Here is a 21,292-nt window from a genome sequence, read left to right as displayed (position 1 = left end):
AAGCTTTCGACCTTGTTGTAGTGCCTACGGACTTATTGGTTTAAACAAAATAAACGCCGGCTTCATATTTGGCTTATCAGCCCACTGCTTTAGCTGTGGGTATAGCGGTTCCACCTACTACAGAACCGTTTCAACGGTTTTATCGGCCAGAAAACCGTTGAAATGGTTCTGGAATGATTTGGTTTTGTTTCAATTTCCCACAGCTAAAGCAGTGGGCTGATAAACATTCACTTCGGCGTTTATTTTGTTTAAATCAATTAGTCCGTGTTTACTGTAACACGGACTAAAGTTCGTGGGTACGTTCGTAAAAATACGATCTTCGCTCGTCCAGGTCATCGTAGGTAAACATTGTTCGGTGGCGGTTTTTAATGGAATACCGCACCAGCACGTAGTCGCCGATGCAGGCCAAAGTGTGCATCAGGAGGACGATTCCCCAGATCACACCCCATGACGGCCAGGCGATCCAGGCCAGCACCAAAGCCGTGGTAATGACCAGAAACGGCATGACGGCCACCAGCGCATTTTCCCGGAGTGTCATCACAAACCGCTGCGCGTAGGCATACACAATCAGACTTTTGAGGGAATACCCGAAACCCACCTCGGGCGCGCCCAGCACCTTGAAAACCAGGGCGTGAATGCCTTCGTGAATGGGGAGCAGCAGCAGCAGTCCGGCGAAGGCTGCGGGAATGTGCCACCACGAAACCGAAACGGCGGTTTTCGCCAGCAGAAAGCCGAAAATGCCGCCAAAGCCCGCCATACTCAGAAAGAAAAGGGCGGACTTGACGGTTAGCCGGGCCGGTTTTTTTTCCGCAGACGGGTTCAGGCCCAGTTCGCGCAGCAGAAACACTTTCATGTCGTCGACGGAGAACGATTCAACGAGGTGAAACCGACTGGCGTCCTGAAAGTCGGCAATGCGGGGTTTGGTCATAACGCTGGAAATACGGAGGGCTTTTTGCTTTCTTAAAGATAAGAAGGAACGGGTCGGAATTCATAGCGAACCTTCGGGCGCAATACTGGTTGGCGGGCAATAATTTGTTATCATTGTATACAATTTGCAGCTTCTTTACATGAAACAATGGGTAGTGGGCCTGCTGGCCTTTTGGTACGTATTTCCTCTTTTTGCTCAACAACCGAAGCAACCTTCTGAACCCGAACGGCTTACGCCCGATACCTTTACCCGGCAGGATTCGCTTCGGGGCTCGCTCCGTCCGGAACGCACGTGTTACAATGTCCTTTTTTATGACCTCAATTTATCGGTCGATCCGGCTACGAAAAGCATTGCGGGGAGCAATACCATCCGGTATCGGGTACGGACGCCGTTCAAACGGATGCAGATTGACTTGTTCGAAAACCTGACCATCGATGCGATTACCCAGGGCGGTCAATCCCTGCGGTATACCCGCGAAGGCAACGCCATTTTTGTGACCATGAAGGCGGCACAGGAAAAGGATAACGTCGAAGAAATAAAAATAGCCTACCACGGAAAGCCCCGCGAAGCCGTGAATCCGCCCTGGGATGGCGGTTTTTCCTGGAGCAAAGACAGCACCGGTAACGATTGGGTGGGCGTTTCCTGCGAGGGGCTAGGCGCTAGTTCGTGGTGGCCCTGCAAAGATCACCTGTCCGACGAACCCGAGTCGATGCAGATGACTTTCCGCGTACCCCGGGGCCTGAAAGCCGTCTCGAACGGCAGGCTTCAGGAAGAGCGGGAGGTGGGCGACAACCAGACGGAGTTCGTATGGGCGGTTTCCTATTCCATCAACACCTACAACGTCACCTTCAATCTGGGCGATTACGTCACAATTCAGGAGCAATACCGGAGCCGGGATTATCAGTATCTCGACTTGAACTACCACGTTCTGCGCTATAACGAAGAAAAAGCCAAAAAACACTTCGAGCAGGTGATCGGGATGCTCGATTGTTATGAATGGTATTTCGGGCATTATCCCTACTGGCGCGATGGTTATTCGGTGGTCGAAACTCCGTATCTGGGCATGGAACACCAGAGTGCCATTGGCTACGGAAACAACTACCAGAACAACCCATTCGGTTTTGATTTCATCCTGATTCACGAAAGTGCGCACGAGTATTTTGGCAACAGCCTGAGTGTTTCCGATCCTGCCGAAATGTGGATCCACGAATCTTTTGCTACGTACATGGAATCGATTTATGTGGAAAACACCCACGGCCCCCCGCAGGCAATCAAGTATTTGATGACACAGAAACCGCTGATCAAAAACAAATTCCCGCTGATGGGGCCGAGGGGCGTCAACTTCCAGCACAAGGATACGGATATTTATTACAAGGGAGCGTGGTTGCTGCACTCCCTGCGGTGCGTGGTGAATGACGACAACGTCTGGTTTATGGCGCTGCGGAAAGTGGCGCTGGAGCGGAAACACTCGCTGGTGACCACCAAACAGATCATCGATATTTTGTGCCGGGAAACCGAAATCGACCTGCGCCCCATCTTCGATCAGTTTCTGAACTATGCCGCTCCGCCCGTTCTGGAATACAAAGTGACGGAAAAGGGTGATTTCATCGAAGTGCAGCACCGCTGGATTGCCGATGCGCCCGGCTTCAACATGCCGTTGAAATACCGGTTTGCCTACGGCCCCTGGCACACCCTGTTTACCACGCGGGAATGGCAGACGATGCTCATCCGCCGGTCGCAGGGGTGGTTGAATTTTGCGTATGAATTGCAATATTTCGGCGCCCGGCCCCTGGTCGAAACCGCTCAGAAAACTCAGGAATAATTTTATGACGCGCTTCTCAAAACTCCGTATTCTGCCGCTGCTGGTTGTGCTGACCACGGCTTGCCAGACGGGCTACCACCTGACCGATCAGGGTTATAAACGCGTCGTGATCGACTCGCTGGCGGCTCCGGCTGATAGCGGCATGGCCCGTTTTCTGCAACCCTACAAGCAGCAGATGGATCAGACCATGAACGAAGTGCTGGTGCAGTCGGCGGTGCCCCTGAACCGCTCCAAACCCGAATGCGCCCTCAACAACATGCTCACTGATGCCATGTTACAGTATGCACAGCAGAAGCTGGGGCAACCCGCCGATTGCTCGCACCTCAATTACGGCGGGATTCGGACGGGATTGCCCAAAGGCCCGATCCGGATCGGCAGCATTTACGAGGTGATGCCGTTCGACAACCAGTTGGTGATGCTGACGCTGAAAGGCTCCATGCTGCGGGAGTTTTTCGAGTTTTTTGTGGGCAGCGAAATTGATGAAAAATCGCTGGTGGTGGGTGGCGTTCGGGTGGTGATCAAGAATAACATCCTGACCGACATTGCCTTTACGAACGGCAGGAAGTTCGATCCCAACCAGAACTATACGGTTTTGATGAGCGATTACGTGGCCGATCGGGGCGGAGGAACGGCGTTTCTGAAGGATGCCGTGGCCCGGAAGAATTTCAACGTTCCCATCCGGGACGTTTTCATTGATTATTTTCGACAGCTTGGCAAACCCGGTCAACCCATAAACCCGACAACCGATGGACGCATTTCAATCCAATAGACGCCAGTTTCTGAAGCTGTTCGGTGCGGCTGCCGTGGTGGGTGGTTTTGCCCCGGAAGCCCTGGCCAAACCGAAGCTCACCCAACTGACGATTCTGCATACCAACGACGTACACAGCCGACTGGAACCGTTTCCGATGGATGGGGGCCGCAATGCCGGGCGGGGCGGTATTGTCCGCCGGGCTGCGCTGATCAACCAGATTCGGAGCGAACAGCCCAATGTGCTGCTGTTCGACGCGGGGGATCTGTTTCAGGGAACGCCCTATTTCAATCTGTACAAGGGCGAACCCGAAGTGCAGGCCATGAACCAGATGCGCTACGACGCCAGCACCATCGGCAACCACGACTTCGACGGCGGGATGGACAACATGGTGACGCAGTTCGGAAAAGCGAAATTTCCATTCCTGATTGCCAATTATGACTTTAAAAACACGGCGATGGACGGCCGCACGGAACCGTACCGGATTTTCAAAAAAGACGGTTTGCGGATTGGTGTCTTTGGCGTGGGCATCAAACCGGAAGGGTTGATTCCGAAGGAGTTATTCCGGGAAACCCGGTATCTGGACCCCATCGAAACCGGCAACGACATGGCCGCGAAGCTGCGGAATGACCTGAACTGCGATTACGTCATCTGTCTGTCGCACCTGGGCTACCAATACAACGACAAAGCCGTGTCGGACCGGGTTTTTGCCTCCAAAAGCAAGAATATCGATTTGATCATCGGCGGTCATACGCACACGTTTCTGGAAGCACCCGTCAACGTACTGAGCCAGGACGGACTCCCGGTTTTGATCAATCAGGTGGGGTTTGCCGGGATTTATCTGGGCCGGATCGACCTGACGTTTGAGCGCGGAAAAGCAAAGCCGGTTATGGAAAGCAAAGCGGTAGAGGTGAAATCGTAGGGCCAGAACCGTTCAGAAGCGGATTCGGCGAAAATCGACCGATTCGCTTAAGCGGTTGAAACCTTACGGAAACGATTGCAGTTATCCTTTCAACAGGTCTAATTCCACGACGTATGAACCCAAATATTCCACGTACCGACCGCAAACGCGTAGTGATTGTGGGAGCGGGGTTCGGCGGCTTGCAACTGGCGCGCAAACTTTCCAGCCGCAAAGAATTTCAGGTCGTTCTGATCAACAAACATAATTTCCACGAATTTCAGCCGCTTTATTACCAGGTGGCGACCTCGGGGCTCGAAGCCAGTTCCATCCTGTTTCCCTTGCGGGCGGTTTTTCAAAATTGTAAGAACGTTCACATCCGCGTTACCACCGTGACGGCGGTTCATCCCGACACCAAAACCGTCGATACCGACTTAGGCCCCATCGACTACGACTATCTGGTGGTGGCCACCGGAGCCGATACCAATTTTTTCGGAATGAAGAACATCATCGAGCGCGCTTTGCCGATGAAGTCGGTCTCTGAGGCTATTGCGCTCCGGAACCGGGTGCTGCAAAATTTTGAAGATGCCCTTTCAGTCGATACCTTAGATGAAAAAGAAGGTTTTTTGAATGTGGTCGTAGTGGGAGGAGGACCTACGGGTGTCGAGTTATGCGGAACCTTTGCGGAGATGCGGAAAACCGTTCTGCCGAGCGACTACCCGGAACTGGATTTCAGGATGATGCAGATATACCTGATCGAGTCCGGGGCGGAATTGCTGGGGCCGATGTCGGTGGAGTCGCAGGTGAAATCGCAGCAATACCTCGAAAAGTTGGGTGTCGTCGTTAAACTCAATACCCGCGTTCAGGATTTCGACGGTCGGCTGGTTCACATGGCCGATGGGTCCACGATTCGGACGAACAACCTGGTTTGGGCGGCTGGCGTAAAAGCCAATCCGCTGAACGGACTGCCAGCCGAAGCCATGGGCCGCGGAGGGCGTTTGCTCGTGAACCGGTTCAGTCAGGTGCAGGGATTTATGGATATTTTTGCGCTGGGCGACATTGCGTTGATGACGGAAGAAAAATACCCGAATGGCCATCCGCAAATTGCCCAACCGGCGATTCAGCAGGGCAAACACCTTGCAAAAAATCTGGTGCGGATGGGTAAGGATCAACCGATGGAACCGTTTACCTATAAGGATTTGGGAACGATGGCGACGATTGGTCGCGGAAAAGCGGTCGTTGATCTGCCTTTTTGGAGCTTTCAGGGCGTTTTTGCGTGGATGGTCTGGCTTTTTGTGCACCTTATGGCCATTGTTGGCGTTAAGAACCGGTTGCTCATTCTGGTCAACTGGGCGTGGAATTACCTCAGCGACGACCAATCGCTGCGGCTGATTATCAAACCCAAACTCCCGAAAGGCAACATGGAAGCCATCCAGAAGAAAGTAGAAGACCAGTTAATCACAAAATAATAAATGGTCAAACAAGTTGACCATCTGTTGAAAAGTAGTTTAAATTTGCAGTTTACACACCCGCGCCCCGGCGTTCCCCACGTTTTGGCGGCATTTAATTCTATCACAGTATGGAACAAACGATAACCAAAACCAGACCTAAAAATAGTGGCACCAAGCCGTTGTTTGAGAATCCGATTCTCGAACGGTTGTCACGTACCCACATTGCGGTTCCGATCACCATTTACCTGGTAACGTCCACACTCTTCGGCTGGTACGCTTTTGCGTATACGGAAATGTCGGCTCTCTGGATTACTTTTCTCTTTTTTGCGGGCATTACCGTCTTTACGTTGGTCGAATACGCCGTTCACCGGGGCGTATTTCATATGGAAACCGACACGCCGACGAAGGCTAAAATTCAGTATACCTTCCACGGTATTCACCACGAGTATCCGAAAGATAAAACCCGGCTGGCGATGCCCCCGGCTGCGGCTGTCTTCGTAGCGTCTGCGTTGTTTGGCGTTCTTTTTCTGTTGCTGGGCGAAGCTTCCTACGCCTTTTTTCCCGGTTTTCTGGTCGGCTATTCGGGCTATCTGTTCGTGCATTTCATTGTTCATGCCTACGCTCCGCCCAAGAATTTCTTCAAGTGGCTGTGGATCAATCATTCGGTTCACCACTACAAAAGCCACGAAAAGAATTACGGCGTATCGTCGCCCCTCTGGGACCATGTCTTTGGAACGTACATGAAATAACATCGCATGCTCTCCGACTTCGGAATCATTCTATTGTTCATCATTACCGGCCTGGCGTTCGTTGGGCTGGTTTTGTTTGTTGGGAGTCTGTTGCGCCCCAACCGCCCCAACATCGAGAAGCAAACCACCTACGAGTCCGGCGAAGAACCGGTTGGCAACGCCAATGTGCAGTTCAACGTGCGGTTTTATGTGGTCGCCCTTATTTTTGTTTTGTTCGACGTCGAACTGGTCTTCCTGTTTCCCTGGGCTACGGTTTTTGGTCAAAAGGCCTTGATCGAAGAAACGAACGGTTTGTGGGGCTGGATTTCGCTGGCGGAAATGTTCATCTTTGTGGCCCTTCTGGCCTTGGGGCTGGCGTATGTCTGGGCCAAGGGCTTTCTGGATTGGGTGAAACCGGAGCCGAAAGTGCCGGAAATGAAAACCGCCGTACCGGTTTCGATGTACGAAAAAGTGAATCAGAAATATAAAAATAGTTAATCGGTTTACGGTTTTCAGTTTACGGTCAGTCATCAAGCACTTAACCGTAAACTGAAAACCGTAAACCGACTCCAGTTAAAAAATGAGCGGTTTACTCGATCAACGATTCAAATCCGGCGAAGGTGGCGTGTTGCTGACCACGGCTGAAGACCTCCTGAACTGGGCGCGGCTTTCGTCGCTGTGGCCGATGGGCTTCGGGCTGGCCTGCTGTGCCATCGAAATGATGCAAACCTTCGCATCAGGCTACGACCTGGAGCGGTTCGGGATTTTTCCCCGGCCTTCACCCCGGCAGTCGGACGTCATGATCGTGTCCGGAACCGTGACGTTCAAGATGGCCGACCGCATCCGGCGGCTCTACGAACAGATGCCTGAACCGCGTTATGTGATTTCGATGGGGTCGTGTTCCAACTGCGGAGGGCCCTACTGGCAGCACGGCTACCACGTCGTGAAGGGCGTCGACCGGATCATTCCCGTCGATGTGTATGTGCCGGGCTGTCCACCGCGCCCCGAAGCCCTGATTGGCGGTTTTCTGAAACTCCAGGAGAAAATCCGCAACAGCAGCCTGCGGGACGAACCGGCACCGACGGCCCTGTTGGCGATGGAAGCCGACGGAAGGGAAGCCGTGCAGTAACTTTTGTTGAAAAGAGTCGAATGTACTCCAACCAATTAAAGGATAAAAGGGTCATATCGTTTAACAAATGCTAACACGTATGAAAACGATCCTGATCTCCCTAATGATGTTGGGCTTCGCAGCCTGCACCGAAGACGATTCCACCTCCGGTCCGGAACTCCGGTCGGAAGTCATGTTATATCCCAACGGACTGGCGTATGACGGTTGTCAGGCGCATGTGGCCCTGAATTGGAACGATCCGCAGAAGATTATCCGGTATGCGCCCGATGCCGAATCCGTCGCCCTGGTGGAGAACTTTGTGGGCAAGGAACAACAGAAACAGGGCACCATCGTCTATAAATTTACGGACCGGAAGAAAACCGTCGAGTGCGGCTGGGGTTCAAAATTCGAGGCCGATGAGATAACGATCGTCTCAATTCGCTAACTTGCGGAATGAATTTTTCCGAACTATCCGAGGTGTTGGTGGCTCAATTTGGCACCGACGGAATTCTGCAAACCAACACCGCCAATCCACAGCCTTTCCTCGTGGTGGAGTCAACGCAGATCGCTGAAATTTGCCGGTTTTTGCGCGACGATGACCGGCTTTTTTTTGACTTTCTGGCCTGCATGACCGGGATCGATAACGGTCTGCAGGTCAATACGATGGAAGTTGTCTACAACCTCACCTCCATCCCCTACGAACATAATTTGACGCTGAAAGTCGTGTTGCCGCGCACTGCCGAAGGCGAACCGCTGCCGGTGGTTCCGACGGTCAGCAGCGTCTGGCGAACGGCCGACTGGCACGAGCGTGAAATCTATGATCTGGTCGGAATTCATTTCGACGGCCACCCCGATTTGCGCCGGATTCTGCTCCCCACCGACTGGCAGGGCCATCCGTTGCGGAAAGATTACCGGGAGATGGAAACCTACCACGGAATCAAAGTGAAATAGCCCGGCAAGCCCGGAACGTTTGGTAGTGTGCAATTGGCAGTTTAACTTGTATCTTTTCTGGATTTGAGCCATTGCTTCCATGCCAACGCGACGTTATAGACTATTCCCGGCGTTCTGCCTTCTTTTGACCTTCTTTTTCGGCCAATTCCCGACCGTTTACGCCCAATTCAAATCCGACTCCGTAACGGTGAAGGGCCGGATCAAAAACCTGACAATTCAACTGTACCGCCAAAGTCCCAATGTGACGGTTTCGCGGAACAACATCCTACAGGCTAACCGCGAAATGGCGCGCCCCGCCCCGCTTGCGCCCGACGGCTCGTTTCAGGTGACGCTGCCGCTGGTGTATCCGTACGAAGAACTGTATTTCAATTTTGGCCAGATTTCAACCGCCTTTCTGGGTTCGGCCGGCACCATCGAAATTGCGCTCGATGCCGACTCCCTGTTTTTGTCCGAAGCACCATTCCGGTTTAGCGGTACCAACGCCCAGGTGAACAACCAACTGACCCGGTATAAGGCGTTCGAGTTTAAAAACAAACCCAAAGTCGATAACCGCCAGTTGGCGAAGCGGGTCGATGGGCGGTCGGCGGACGACAGCCGGAAGATTCTGACGAATGAATTCATTACCACCTACGAAAAATACCGCCAAACCAACGAAGTGTTGCCACTGCTGGATCAGTACATCCGGTCGGGCATCAAATACGAAGTGTCGACCTACCTCTATGACCGGGCGCTGGCCGAGCAGGACACGCGTCTGGAAACGGGTTTGCCCTCCGGCGTCAGTTTACGACCCGCCGACGATCTGTTTCTGACAGTTCAGCGGACGACGGCGATGGAACGGTTTGCAGCATACGCCAATTCGCGGATTGCCGACCAGGCCGGTCGTGGCGTTCCGGTGGGCACATTTGCCACGCTCGTGGACCGATACATCCGGGACCTGTCGGCCACGGAGCGGACGCGGGTAGACGAACTAAAAGCCGGAAAAACCGCCGTGAGCCGGGATATGCCGATGTTGCAGCGGATATTGCAACGCCACCAGGACACGCTGGCGAAACTGCTGGTGTATGAAACGGAGATGTCGCAGTACCGGAAAATTGTGGACACCACTGGAATGGATTATCTGAAAGCCAATTTTCTGGAGTCCATTCTGCCCGCTATCGAGTTGAAAAATCAGCAGCTTTTATACCAGCACATCATGCCCCAGGTGACCGATCCGCGCTACCGGCTTTCGCTGGAAGAGTTATACCGGCTGGAGGTCAAAGACAGCGCGACGGTGCGGGAAGTCGCGGAAAAGTTTACCAATCAGGTCGATGAACCGGTCGAGGTGTTGTCGGGGGTGACCCTGATGCGGTCCAGCCGCTACGGGAAAGACCTGCTCGAACAATTCCAGAAACAGGCGCTGGGGCGGTTGGTTTACGTGCTGGCGTGGTCGACCGAGGTAGAACCGTCGCGGCAGGAAGCCCTCGCGGCCCGGGCCATTCAGGATCAGCTTGGCAGTCGTGATGTGTTGTTTGCCTATGTGTGCAGCAGTGAAAATTCGATGGAACTCTGGCGGGAGTGGGTGGCTAAAAACAAGCCCAAAGGCCTGCACGTTTTTGTGGACGAAGACCAGCTTGGCAACCTGATCGGAACACTCCGGGCCGAATACATTCCGGCGGCCGGGTTGCTGGGCCGCGACGGAAAAGTTCTCAAACGCGATGCCCCGCTGCCATCTAAACCGGACGAGGTGTTGAAACTCATCCGGGAAAAATTGTAAAACCGCATCAAGCGTACTCACTTCAACGACGCCGAAATTCTCCTTCGTCCGGTCGATCAGCGCTTCCTCACTCAACTTCATTTCTGGTCGTTTCAGGGTGCCGTCCGCAGTTTGGTCAGCTTAACGGGAACACCGGCCAGCCGGACGTTCGGCGGGGGCGCAAACTCGTCGGCGTTGAAAACGACTTTCGTACCGGTTTTCTGCACCGAGGTCGGCAGGTTGCAGGCGAAATAGCGCGTATTGTCGCTGGTCTGAATATAAATCCACGTACTGGTTTGGGAGTTCTCCGCTTCGTTGACCACCGTCCCCGGCACTTCGCGCAGTTCGGCGGCTTTTTTCCATTCGGCATAAGCCGTGCAATCGGCACTGACGGCCACTTCCTGGTCCCAGGGATTGGGCTGGCAGGCCACCATCAGCAGGCCAACAATCAAAGATAGCGTCTTCATGGATGTACTGGTTTTGGTAGTAAGACGCTTTTGGTGGGGAAAAGGTTGGGAGAGGGCGAGGAATTCTTTTGTTGAAGGCAGTAGTCAATTTTCAATCACCGAACTCGCAGTAAGGATAATGTTGGTACGTTTGTCTCTTCTATCTATAAAAGAATGTAAATTGTTTTTATTGTCTAACGAAGAAGTTGAGAAAGTGACTAAAAATTAATTTTTATCCTATATTTGAGCCTCTCATTATGAGGAAAAGATTGCTTTTTACCCTATAAAATAACCAGGGATTATATGAGAGAAGATCAGCGTTTGTGGACTCGAAATGAGTTACTTTTGGTTATTAACCTTTATTCAAAACTGACGTTTGGATTATTGCATCAAAAAAATATAGATGTCATTAAACTAGCTTCTCGTTTAGGAAGAACTCCCGGTTCAGTTGCTTATAAATTAGTTAATATCGCAAGCCTTGATCCAAAAATAACCTCTCAAGGTAAAAAAGGGGCCTCAAATTCCAGTAAGCTAGATCAACTTGTATGGGCTGAATTTAGTAATAATTGGGATACTCTTTTTGCAGAAAGCGAAAGCCTTTTAGGAAATACAATTGATTTTGGGGATGTAGCTGTAAAGTTGGAGACTGTTACTGATGATTTTGTAATACCTGAAGGAAGAACCAGAATGCAAACTATTGCTGTGAGGGCGAATCAAAGTTTATTTCGCCAATTGGTAATGTCGGCTTATGAGAATAGATGTTGCATAACCGGTATTAGCGAGAAAAATTTGTTGATTGCTAGTCACATAAAGCCTTGGAGTATGGATGATAAAAACCGCCTTAATCCACGTAATGGTTTAGCTTTAAATGCTTTACATGATAAGGCATTCGATTGTGGATTATTGTCAATTACTCCAGAATATAAAATTCAAATATCTTCAAGGATTTTTAGTGGAAATTCTGGATGGCAGAGTGAATATTTTGAGAGATACCACAATCAATTTATAAAATTGCCTAATAAGTTTGAACCAGCCGAAGAGTTTCTTTCTTATCACTACCAAAATATATTCATGCAATGAATAAAATTGAAATGGAATATATGTATCGAGATGCGGGTAATAATAAGTTACGTCATCGAGTTGTTTTTGAGAATAAGAATAATTTAACCATTCGCCAAATCAGGGATTTAATGCAAGTCGTGTTTATTGATAAGCTTTGGTTTGATCCTGATCGTTGTGGTGTTAAGAGGTTGAATTTTAAAAGATTTGATTCTGAATTAGATCATCTTTGGCATGAAATCGAATGGATAGGTATTACCACAAAGCGTAAGACGAGTGATGTAGATATCGCTGATTTTTTATTTAATTCTTTGAAAGGAAATCAGTTCTACAAACTTGAGAAAGACGAGTTGGAAGAATATGCTTTTGAACCATAGTATCTCCGCTGTTGGGGGGTATGTACGTCAGCCATTTTACCCGTTCCTTTCGCCGGTGTTTCGGACGGATGGAGCGTCAGTGCATCAACCTCCCGGACGGGTTTTTTGTTAAGCCTCCCAAACCCGGTTGCTGTTCAGGATTTGAAATCCTCAACAGCGGTTTCGCCACCGAGAGTCTTCGATAGATCGGTCAGCCCCTTCGATGCCGCGGTTTGGGCGTGGGTGCTTCGTTAGTTTCTCAACACTTTCAACGTTATGGAGCGCGAACCGCTGCTTGCCCGCAGGAAGAGTATACCGGAAGCATTTTTGCCGACTGGTACGGCCTGCCGCTCGACGACTCCCGCTTTTTCAATCAATTGTTCCGTCACCAGCCGACCGGTCACGTCGGTCAACGCCAGCCGCACCGGCTCTCCTTCTGCCCCCCGAATCTCCACCTCTACGGCATCGCGGCTCAACGGGTTGCCCAAAACCGCAACCTGGAACTCCCGGTGGCTTTCGGCCGACAACCGGCTTGCCGACGGACACGTTAACGGCTTGCCCGAATCCTTCAACACATAGGTGCTGCCCGATACGCGTGCACTGATCAACCGGGTCGTATTGTCTTTCAACCCGGCAGGTACTTCAAAACTGTAGGCATGAGCGCCGTTGCCCTTGCCCGCATTCAGCAAATCCACCCGGTAGATATTGGCGACCACACTCCCATACACTTCCAGGGTGTTGGTGTTATAAAACTCCACCGTTACCGGCGTGTTGGGTTTGTTGCGGTCCCAGACCCAGCCCCGGATCGTTCCGCATTCGACCTTGTCCAGATACCCTTCGAAACTGCCCGTCACCGGAGTGGTGGCGGCCGGATTGACCGTCAGGTTGAAACTCACCGAGTTGGTGGCACCTTTATCATCGGTGGCCGAGTAGGTCAGCACAAACAAACCGCTCTGCGTGGGTGTCCCGCTGATTTGCCGGGTTATGCTGCTGAAGCTCAGGCCCGGTGGTAAGCTCACCAGTCCGTGGCTCAGTGTGCTGTTTTCGGGATCGGTAAAAGCCGGGAGCGTGGTGGTGAAAGCCACATTTTGCTGCGCTACCAGGGGCGAAACCGCCGGCGGCACCGGTTGTTTGTTCGGTGGGGAAGACGCCCCTCCTTCACAAACCAGGGACTTGGGAGAATCTTTCAGAATAAAGTTGCTGCCTGCCACCCGCGCCGAGAGATAATGTACCTGCCCGTCTTTAAGTCCGGCCGGGATGTTCCAGCGGAAGGCGTGAATGCCATTGCCTTTGCCGGCATCTTTCAGATCCTGCCGAAACTCGTTGGCCGGAATGGTGACGACGACGTTGGGGCCGTCGAGGATATCGACGGACTGAACCGTATTGGGTTTGTTCCGGTCCCAGGCCCAGCCCCGGAAGGTGTTGCAATCGGCCCCGTAAATATACCCGTCGAAGCTGCCTGCCACCAGGGGCGGGATGACGGTGATCGTAGCCGAACCGGGTGCGGTAGGACAAAGTCCACCCGTACAAGTTGCCGAATAGACCAGCGTACCGGTCGCCGACGTGGGCACCGGGATGCTTACGCCAGTTCCGGAAGAACCGCCCGGACCTGCCCAGGCGACACTGCCGCCCTCACAGCCCGATACGGTCAGCAAAACGGAGGGTGTATGTTGGAAAAGGGGCTGGTTGACAGCGTTTGAAGTAATGGTCAGGGAAGACGGCACGACCTCGCACTCCTTCAGTTTGACCACCCAATAATCAGAATCGCCCCGGCTATTGTCGGACTTATCCCCACCAGCATTCGAGTCTGATCGTCCCGCCAGCAAAAAACCGCCGTCCAGGGTCGTGGTCATCGCTGACAGGTAATCTGCTCCCGTTCCTCCGAGGGTTTTATCCCACAGCATGTTGCCTTCCTCATCGAGTTTGATCACCCAGTAATCCACATCCCCTTTGTTTTCTTCGGACTTGTCGCCATTCTGTCCGGAGTAGGAATAGCCCCCCACCAGAAAACCGTTATCCACCGTGAGCAACGCACTGAACAAACCATCGTAACCATCTCCTCCGAGGGTTTTATCCCATTCAACCGCCCGGTCAGCATTCAGTTTGACCACCCAGTAATCCTGATCACCCCGGCTATCTTCGGTTTTATCGCCACTCGTGTTTGAACCGGAAGCCCCGGCCAGGAGAAGCCCTCCGTCGGAGGTTGCCAGCACCGCACTCAGGTAGTCGGTCTCACTGCCTCCAATGGCTTTATCCCACAGGATGTTGCCTTCCTCATCGAGCTTGATCACCCAGTAATCGCCCCCGCCTTTGTTCCCTTCGGTTTTATCACCATCGTCCCCGGAAAACGAATAACCGGCCACCAGAAAGCCGTCATCGGACGTGGTGGCCAAAGCCGTTAAATAGTCGATCTCTCCACCTCCGAGGGTTTTATCCCAGAGCATGTTGCCTTCGGCGTCAATCCGAACCATCCAGTAATCCTGATTTCCCCGGCTGTCTTCGGTTTTATCGCCATTCTGGCCGGAGGACGAAGAGCCGCCCAGCAGAAAACCGTCATCGGTCGTCAGGACAGCGGCATTCAGATCATCGTAGTCATCTCCCCCGTAGGTTTTATCCCAGAGTTTATTCCCCCCGGCGTCAATCCGAACCACCCAATAGTCCAGATCACCCCGGCTGTCCTCCGTTTTATCGTCACTCGGTCCGGAGCGCGAAGAACCGCAAAGCAGAAAACCGCCATCGGTCGTCGGGACGATCGCATTGAGGTCATCCCATTCGCTTCCCCCGAAGGTTTTATCCCAGAGCTTATTGCCCTGGGCATCCATCCGAATCACCCAGTAGTCCAGACCGCCCCGGCTATTCTCCGATTTGTCGCCACTGGCATTGGAAGAAGAACTACCACCCAATAGAAACCCTCCGTCGGCTGTATGGACTACCTCGGGAGTCCCGTCAGAACTGCTCCCGCCGAAGGTTTTATCCCAGCGTAGGGGAGGCTGGGCCTGCACAGCGGCAGCTACAGCAACCAGTTGACAAATGAATATGGCGCGAATCATATACCTGCGGACCATCGAAATGTGTACATGAATACTCATCGGGAGGAAGGAGTTTGGTGGACAGTAGATCAGTAAATGAACAATCAAAATCGTAGGAATCGGACTCGGGCAATTTCCGTAGGACACAAGCAATCTCCGCCCTGCGGAATGGCAGGAACCAACTACGGATTTCAATCAACACACGTTTCGTCGATAAATGGAACGGACTGGAGCACGAAGGCCGGAGAACCTGCTTCATGACAGGTTTTGCTCACTTTGCTTTCGGACCTGACCGGGAGGGTTAACAGAATCAGCTAACGATGCCCGCATACGATTGAAAAAACGCGTGCGATTGCGTAGCCTGATTTAGCACTGATTTGACAGTAAATGTAGAATTTTTTTTTAATCAGAAATTGAACTGGTAACAAAAAAGTAAGTGCCCGAAAACCGTCCGTCTTCACACGCGTTATCTTTCGGTTTAAGAAACTACGGTGTTTTTTGAATACCCAGGCTATTTCAACAAAAATACCTGCAAAAACCGCCCTTTCTCCGTTGTAACATACCGGTTATAGGCAATCTGATCGCCTTTATTCGACCAGACGATGCCGTTCCAAGGTTTGGCGTCATCCGACGAGCGGGGCGTCAATCGCCTGAAGTCGCCGGTTTGCAGATCCGTGATGAACACGCTGTTGTCGGCGGCATAGGCCAGCCAGCGGCCGTCGGGGCTGAAATTGAAGGTGGTTTGGATGGAAAAAGGCTGGCGGGTCAGTTGCCGAATCGCTCCGCCGTTGGGCGACACCCCAAAAATCTGAATCGTTCCGCTGGGGTCTTTCGCCAGAAAACCGATCACCGAACCGTCGGGCGGGGTCCGGAGCCAGTGGCGGGGACCTTCCGCGCCGTGTTCCGTGAATGTAATCCGGCGTTGCTGAACGCCCTTCGGTGGATTCGGTCGGCTGGTTTCAGTGCCTTCCAACGGCTGACCCTCAGCGGCTTGCGTCAGGTCGTCGGGCAGGTCGGCCACAAAAATTTCCGTGACGGTTTTTCCTTCCTTGTTCCGCACATTGCCCTGAAACGCAATCGCCCGCTTCTGCCGGGTTCCGTCCGTTTTCAGATAGCCGTTGCTGCCAATCCAGCCTTCGTCAAAGGCCTTGTCGATCTCGTCGCTGCCCGGTTTGGGGTTTTCGGTGGCCTTCGTTACCACCACTGAAAACAGTTCGCCCGGATTGTTTTCCAGCGAACCGTCGTCGGTCACGCTCACTTTTCCGAACGGAGCCATCACGCCCACCACGCGCAAATCCTTCACCGCCGGATTGGTTTTACTCAGCACATTCATGGGGTGATCGTTGTAGGTAAAGCTGATCCACTGCCCGTCGGCACTCCAGTAGTGTGCGTGCGTGCCGCCCCGCAAGGCCCCCGGCGTAAAGGGCGGTTTGATGTTGCGGGCGTCCAGAAAAATCGGTTTGCCGGGCTGGTCGATGTCGATGGCCACGCCCGTCCGGCGGTCGAAATCGTACGGTTTCTGCTGGTTGGCATTCCGGACGCCGTGGATAAACAGCACCCGGTTTTGCGTTGGCGAAAAGGTGGCTGCCCCCACGCCGGGACCAAATTCGGTTTGATTTGTTGTCTGGTAAAGCAGCCGGATTTCGCCGGTTTTGACGTTCACCATTTCAATGGCTGCCGTGCCGCCAATACCGCCGTCCTGGTTCCGGGTGTCATACACCAGCCACTCGTCGGCGGGCGAAAAAGCCTGGTTGTTGTGAATCGTGTGTCCTTTGGTGTCGAAAGTGAGTTGGTGTTCCGTAAAAGTCATGGTGGTGTGTGGTTTGGGAGCGCAAGCCTGCAGGCCTGCGCCAAAAAGAAGCCAGCCGATTTGGGATTTCATACGTTTTGGGTATGCGGTTTTCGGTTTACGGTTTTTGGTATACGGTTTTCAATTTACGGTTGGAAATAGGGAGAGATAGGGAGTTGGCCTCCATCCACTTAACCGTAAACCGAAAACTGAAAACCGTTTACCGTTCACTGCAAATAATTTCGTTTGTATTCGAGGGGCGTGATGCCTTTGACGCGCTTGAAATGCCGGTAAAAATTCGACAGGTTGTTAAAACCGCTTTCAAAACAGATGGCTTCCGCACTCAGTTTGTTTTCTACCAGCGCCCGGCACGCGTGACTGACCCGAATCTCGGTCAGAAATTCGTGGTAGGTCTTGTGCGTCATCAGTTTAAAATACCGGCAGAATGACGTCACACTCAGGCTGGCTACCGACGCGATTTCTTCAAGGCCAATGTCTTTGGCGTAATTCGACAAGGTATAACTGTAGACCTTATTGAGCCGAACAGTTTCCAGTTCGTTCGACTGGTAGAACGCCCGTTCCGACGTAATGGTCTCCAGATCAGCGGAATGTGACAGCTCGTCCAGAATCGACAGCAGCACAATCAGCCGTTGCAGGGGCTGGGCTTCCACGGCGCTGTGCAGCAAAGCCGCCACTTTTTCGCTGGTTCCGCCCTTGATCAGCAAACCCCGCAGCGCCTTTTCGTAGAGCCGCCGGATGGGCTGAGTTTCGGTCAGATTCAGAAAGTCACGACCCAGGCAATCGGGCCGGAACTGCATCACAATCGCTTCGACCGGCAGATCCGGGTCTTCCCGAAAATACGCTTCGTTACACCGCCAGGTATGCGGCAGGTTTTCGCCCACCAGCAGCATTTCTCCCGCCGAAAAATTGCTGACGTTATCCCCAATAAACCGGACGCCCTCGCCCCGAATCACGTAGTGCAATTCCAGTTCGGGATGGTAATGCCAGATGTTGCCGAAACTGGCTTTGACCTCGTGCCGGATGCTGAACGAATCCTGGGCATTCAGGGGTACTTTGTGAAATTGCGGTTTCATTCAGGAATTACTCGAATATGATAAATTCGTACATTAATTGGAAAAATCCCCATATCGGTTTTATTACTTTATCCTGTATTTTTGCCAGTAAAATTAAATAAAATACCAGCGCAGTCATAAAAGTGCCTCCGCAAGCTAATCAAGAAGCACTTATTTTCGGTAAAGAATAAAAAATAATTCTTATAATTTATCTAAATTACCCCCAACCCCCTAAAGGGGACTTTGGACATCCCGAAAAGCCCCCTTTAGGGGGTTGGGGGTACCTAATCGAAACCCAATGAAAACCCTTCCCGTTGTCGATTTGCTGGTCATTGTAGCGTATCTGGTCGGGATGATTGCCGTTGGGGTTTATTTTTCCCGCAACAACAAAAGTGCCGATCAGTTTACGAAAGCTTCGGGCAAGATTCCGGGCTGGGCTATCGGCATGTCGATTTACGCGACCTTTCTGAGTAGCAATACCTTTCTGGGTGTACCGGGAAAGGCGTTCGGCAGCAACTGGAATTCGTTCGTTTTTAGTCTGGCCATGCCACTGTCGGCCTGGGTAGCGGCCCGGTACTTTATTCCGTTTTACCGCAATACCGGCGAGGTGTCGGCCTATACCCACCTCGAACATCGGTTTGGGGCCTGGGCGCGGACCTACGCCGTTGTCTGTTTTCTGCTGACCCAACTCGCCCGCATGGGGTCCATTTTCTTCGGCATTGCCCTCAGTTTGCAGGCGTTGACGGGGTATCCGATGGCAACGATTATGATCGTGGTCGGCATCTGCATCATTCTTTACACGGTGATGGGCGGCATGGAAGCGGTGATCTGGACGGAAGTGGTGCAGGGCGTCATCAAAACCGCCGGAGCATTGATCATTCTGTATCTGGTGGTCGACGGCATGCCGGGCGGGGTCGACAGGATTATTGAAATCGGGAAGGTCGACGATAAATTTAGTCTGGGCAGTTTTGCGCCAAACTTCTCGCAGTCAACATTCTGGGTGATTTTTCTGTACGGTTTTTTTATGAACCTGAACAACTTCGGGATGGATCAGAACTACGTTCAGCGGTATCATACCACGACGTCCATTAAGGAAGCCGCGCGGTCTATCTGGCTGTGCGTCTACCTGTATGTGCCGGTTTCGCTGATGTTTTTTGTGCTTGGATCGTGTCTCTACGCCTATTATCAAACCAACCCCGAACTGCTCGACGCCATCCGGATGCAGGTTGCGGGCGAACGCTTGCCCAACGGCAGCCCCGAATCCATCCGGCAACTGGCAGCTACCCTGAGTCCGGCGGAATATGGCGATAAAGTGATGCCGCATTTCATGGTGAACAAGGTGCCGGCCGGGCTGGTCGGCCTGATCGTCGCGGCCATTCTGTCGGCGGCCATGAGCACCATCAGTTCGAGCATGAACGCGTCGGCCACGGTTTTTTCGGTCGATATTTACCAGCGGTATTTGAACCCAAAGATGACGGACGGGCAATCACTGCGGCTGTTATACGTTGCCACTACGGTTTTCGGGGTGCTGGGCATGATAGCCGGCATTGCCATGATTGGCGTCAAAAGCGTGCTGGACATTTGGTGGCAACTGTCCGGTATTTTTGCCGGTGGCATGTTGGGTCTGTTTTTACTGGGCATGATTTCCCGGCAAACCCAGAATGCCGAAGCCCTGACGGCCACCCTGGTCGGCGTGCTGGTGATTGTCTGGATGACATTTTCGCCCCAGATTCCCGACGAATATGCGGCTCTCCGCAGCACTTTCCACCTGAACATGGTCATGGTAATTGGAACGCTGACGATCTTTCTGGTCGGCTTGCTGCTCACCCGAATCCGGGGCAAAAAGCTGGAACCCGTTCCTGAATTAAAGCCCAACAATAGCGTCATTACTGAGTAGCTATTCCCCTTGACGAACCTGATTGAAGAATCTGACTGTTTTTAAACCCTGACCCTTAATAAGCCCGTCCTCCACCGCCCTTTTCGAAGGGCGGTGGGCAGGGTACTGATATTTTTTACCTTCTTTCCTCTAACCATGCTATCCACTCCTTCAGTCGGGTCGTTACCCCGTGGGTTCATCCCCGTCATGCTTACCCCTTTTCAGGAAACCGGTGCCGTCGATACGGCGACGCTGGCCCAGTTGACCGAATTTTATATCGAAGCGGGTGCTGCGGGCCTGTTTGCCAACTGCTTATCCAGCGAGATGTATGAACTGACGGAAGATGAACGGCTGGCCGTTACCAAACTGGTCGTGGACCAAACCGCCGGGCGTGTTCCGGTGGTCGCCACGGGCACGTTCGGTGGCCCCATCGCTCAGCAAGCCGACTTCGTCAAACGGATTTACGATACCGGTGTTCAGGCCGTGATCGTCATCACCAGCCTGATTGCCGATGCCGACGAATCGGATGCGGTTTTTCTGGAACGGATGCACGAACTAATTGCCCTGACCGAAAACATTCCACTGGGTTTTTACGAATGCCCGGTTCCTTACAAGCGCTTGATCAGCAGCGAAATCCTGAAAGAGTTGATGCCCACCGGACGGCTTATTTACCATAAAGATACCTGCCTGGATGATGCCGAAGTCGCCCGGCGGATTGCCGTTGGTGCCGGGTATCAGTTCGGTTTATACGATGCCTACATGGTCAATGCGGTTTCGTCGTTGCGGGCCGGAGCGGCTGGCTTGTCGTGCATTCAGGGCAATGAATTTCCGGAACTGGTGGTCTGGTTGGCCAACAACTACAATAACTCGGCGCGTCAGGACGATGTCAACCGGGTACAGCAGTTTTTCGTAGATTGTATGGACCTGGTTCATACGGCCTATCCGACCATTGCCAAATATACCCTGCAAAAACGCGGATTGCCCATTTCGCTGTACACCCGCCGGCACGTCGACCCTCTGACACCAACCTTGCAGCGCGACATGGATGCCCTGGTCGAAACCGCCAATCAGCTCCAACTGGAATTGGGAATCGAACCGGTTTTCGTGGGGAAATTGATCGGATAGGAACGCGGATTGAACGGATCAAAACGGATTTTTACAGATTTTAATCCGTTTTAATCCGTTTTGATCCGTTTAATCCGTTGCATCCGTGTTCCTATCGAGCTAGTCATTCCTATCTAATGAAGCTTGAAAAAACTGAGCCAGTCCTGCCCCGTTAGGGGATCAACAGCGCAGCG

The 21,292-nt window shown here is 52.4% G+C and carries 19 protein-coding genes; 14 read left to right on the top strand and 5 right to left on the bottom strand.

Features of this window, described 5'->3' with window-relative positions; all coding sequences use genetic code 11:
* Positions 1 to 283: 283 nt before the first annotated feature.
* On the bottom strand, positions 284 to 928 hold the full coding sequence (locus ACS5NO_RS22590; protein WP_439417236.1) for a DUF3267 domain-containing protein: 645 nt from the start codon (positions 926 to 928) through the stop codon (positions 284 to 286).
* A 139-nt stretch (positions 929 to 1,067) separates the two neighbouring features.
* On the opposite strand from ACS5NO_RS22590, the gene ACS5NO_RS22585 reads away from it, so the two are divergent.
* From ACS5NO_RS22585 to ACS5NO_RS22540, 10 genes are all read left to right on the top strand, one after another.
* A complete protein-coding gene (locus ACS5NO_RS22585; RefSeq protein WP_439417235.1) occupies positions 1,068 to 2,750 on the top strand; it encodes a M1 family metallopeptidase in 1,683 nt (560 codons plus the stop codon).
* Between the two features lie 4 nt (positions 2,751 to 2,754).
* Positions 2,755 to 3,519, top strand: a complete 765-nt coding sequence (locus ACS5NO_RS22580) for a 5'-nucleotidase C-terminal domain-containing protein (RefSeq protein WP_439417234.1) — start codon at positions 2,755 to 2,757, stop codon at positions 3,517 to 3,519.
* Positions 3,497 to 4,420 carry a bifunctional metallophosphatase/5'-nucleotidase gene (locus tag ACS5NO_RS22575; protein WP_439417233.1) on the top strand — a complete coding sequence of 308 codons (924 nt, stop codon included), beginning with the start codon at positions 3,497 to 3,499 and terminating at the stop codon, positions 4,418 to 4,420. The genes ACS5NO_RS22580 and ACS5NO_RS22575 overlap by 23 nt, the downstream gene beginning before the upstream one ends.
* Positions 4,421 to 4,533: 113 nt before the next feature.
* Entirely contained in the window at positions 4,534 to 5,865 is a 1,332-nt protein-coding gene (locus ACS5NO_RS22570; RefSeq protein WP_439417232.1) for an NAD(P)/FAD-dependent oxidoreductase, read from the top strand.
* A 110-nt stretch (positions 5,866 to 5,975) separates the two neighbouring features.
* A complete protein-coding gene (locus tag ACS5NO_RS22565; RefSeq protein WP_439417231.1) occupies positions 5,976 to 6,596 on the top strand; it encodes a sterol desaturase family protein in 621 nt (206 codons plus the stop codon).
* A 6-nt stretch (positions 6,597 to 6,602) separates the two neighbouring features.
* Complete coding sequence (locus tag ACS5NO_RS22560; protein ID WP_439417230.1) at positions 6,603 to 7,073, top strand: NADH-quinone oxidoreductase subunit A; 471 nt, start codon at positions 6,603 to 6,605, stop codon at positions 7,071 to 7,073.
* An 82-nt stretch (positions 7,074 to 7,155) separates the two neighbouring features.
* Positions 7,156 to 7,704 carry an NADH-quinone oxidoreductase subunit NuoB gene (gene nuoB, locus ACS5NO_RS22555; protein WP_439417229.1) on the top strand — a complete coding sequence of 183 codons (549 nt, stop codon included), beginning with the start codon at positions 7,156 to 7,158 and terminating at the stop codon, positions 7,702 to 7,704.
* A 79-nt stretch (positions 7,705 to 7,783) separates the two neighbouring features.
* On the top strand, positions 7,784 to 8,128 hold the full coding sequence (locus tag ACS5NO_RS22550; protein WP_439417228.1) for a hypothetical protein: 345 nt from the start codon (positions 7,784 to 7,786) through the stop codon (positions 8,126 to 8,128).
* A gap of 8 nt (positions 8,129 to 8,136) precedes the next feature.
* Entirely contained in the window at positions 8,137 to 8,634 is a 498-nt protein-coding gene (locus ACS5NO_RS22545) for an NADH-quinone oxidoreductase subunit C (RefSeq protein WP_439417227.1), read from the top strand.
* A gap of 79 nt (positions 8,635 to 8,713) precedes the next feature.
* Positions 8,714 to 10,387 carry a TlpA family protein disulfide reductase gene (locus ACS5NO_RS22540; RefSeq protein WP_439417226.1) on the top strand — a complete coding sequence of 558 codons (1,674 nt, stop codon included), beginning with the start codon at positions 8,714 to 8,716 and terminating at the stop codon, positions 10,385 to 10,387.
* Between the two features lie 92 nt (positions 10,388 to 10,479).
* On the opposite strand, the gene ACS5NO_RS22535 is transcribed toward ACS5NO_RS22540, so the two are convergent.
* Entirely contained in the window at positions 10,480 to 10,833 is a 354-nt protein-coding gene (locus ACS5NO_RS22535; protein WP_439417225.1) for a hypothetical protein, read from the bottom strand.
* Positions 10,834 to 11,115: 282 nt separating this feature from the next.
* On the opposite strand from ACS5NO_RS22535, the gene ACS5NO_RS22530 reads away from it, so the two are divergent.
* Positions 11,116 to 11,892 (top strand): HNH endonuclease, encoded by a 777-nt coding sequence (locus tag ACS5NO_RS22530; RefSeq protein ID WP_439417224.1) that lies wholly within the window; start codon positions 11,116 to 11,118, stop codon positions 11,890 to 11,892.
* Positions 11,889 to 12,248: a hypothetical protein gene (locus tag ACS5NO_RS22525; RefSeq protein WP_138991107.1), complete on the top strand. Its 360-nt coding sequence runs from the start codon at positions 11,889 to 11,891 to the stop codon at positions 12,246 to 12,248. The genes ACS5NO_RS22530 and ACS5NO_RS22525 overlap by 4 nt, the downstream gene beginning before the upstream one ends.
* A 230-nt stretch (positions 12,249 to 12,478) precedes the next feature.
* Here the strand turns inward: ACS5NO_RS22525 and ACS5NO_RS22520 are convergent, their stop codons facing one another.
* From ACS5NO_RS22520 to ACS5NO_RS22510, 3 genes are all read right to left on the bottom strand, one after another.
* Entirely contained in the window at positions 12,479 to 15,316 is a 2,838-nt protein-coding gene (locus tag ACS5NO_RS22520) for a putative Ig domain-containing protein (protein WP_439417223.1), read from the bottom strand.
* 451 nt (positions 15,317 to 15,767) lie between these two features.
* Positions 15,768 to 17,138, bottom strand: coding sequence for a DUF3748 domain-containing protein (locus tag ACS5NO_RS22515; protein ID WP_439417222.1), 1,371 nt, complete (start codon positions 17,136 to 17,138; stop codon positions 15,768 to 15,770).
* 134 nt (positions 17,139 to 17,272) lie between these two features.
* Positions 17,273 to 18,139 (bottom strand): AraC family transcriptional regulator, encoded by an 867-nt coding sequence (locus ACS5NO_RS22510; RefSeq protein ID WP_439417221.1) that lies wholly within the window; start codon positions 18,137 to 18,139, stop codon positions 17,273 to 17,275.
* Positions 18,140 to 18,416: 277 nt separating this feature from the next.
* Here ACS5NO_RS22510 and ACS5NO_RS22505 point away from each other — a divergent pair, with 277 nt between their 5' ends.
* Positions 18,417 to 20,015 (top strand): sodium:solute symporter family protein, encoded by a 1,599-nt coding sequence (locus tag ACS5NO_RS22505; protein ID WP_439417220.1) that lies wholly within the window; start codon positions 18,417 to 18,419, stop codon positions 20,013 to 20,015.
* Between the two features lie 135 nt (positions 20,016 to 20,150).
* Positions 20,151 to 21,119, top strand: a complete 969-nt coding sequence (locus tag ACS5NO_RS22500; protein WP_439417219.1) for a dihydrodipicolinate synthase family protein — start codon at positions 20,151 to 20,153, stop codon at positions 21,117 to 21,119.
* Positions 21,120 to 21,292 lie beyond the last annotated feature (173 nt).

This window comes from Larkinella fluvii (genome assembly GCF_051857545.1).
Classification (GTDB): Bacteria; Bacteroidota; Bacteroidia; order Cytophagales; family Spirosomataceae; genus Larkinella.
The sequence above is the reverse complement of the archived record's forward strand: the minus strand, read 5'-3'. Positions and strand labels throughout refer to the sequence as shown.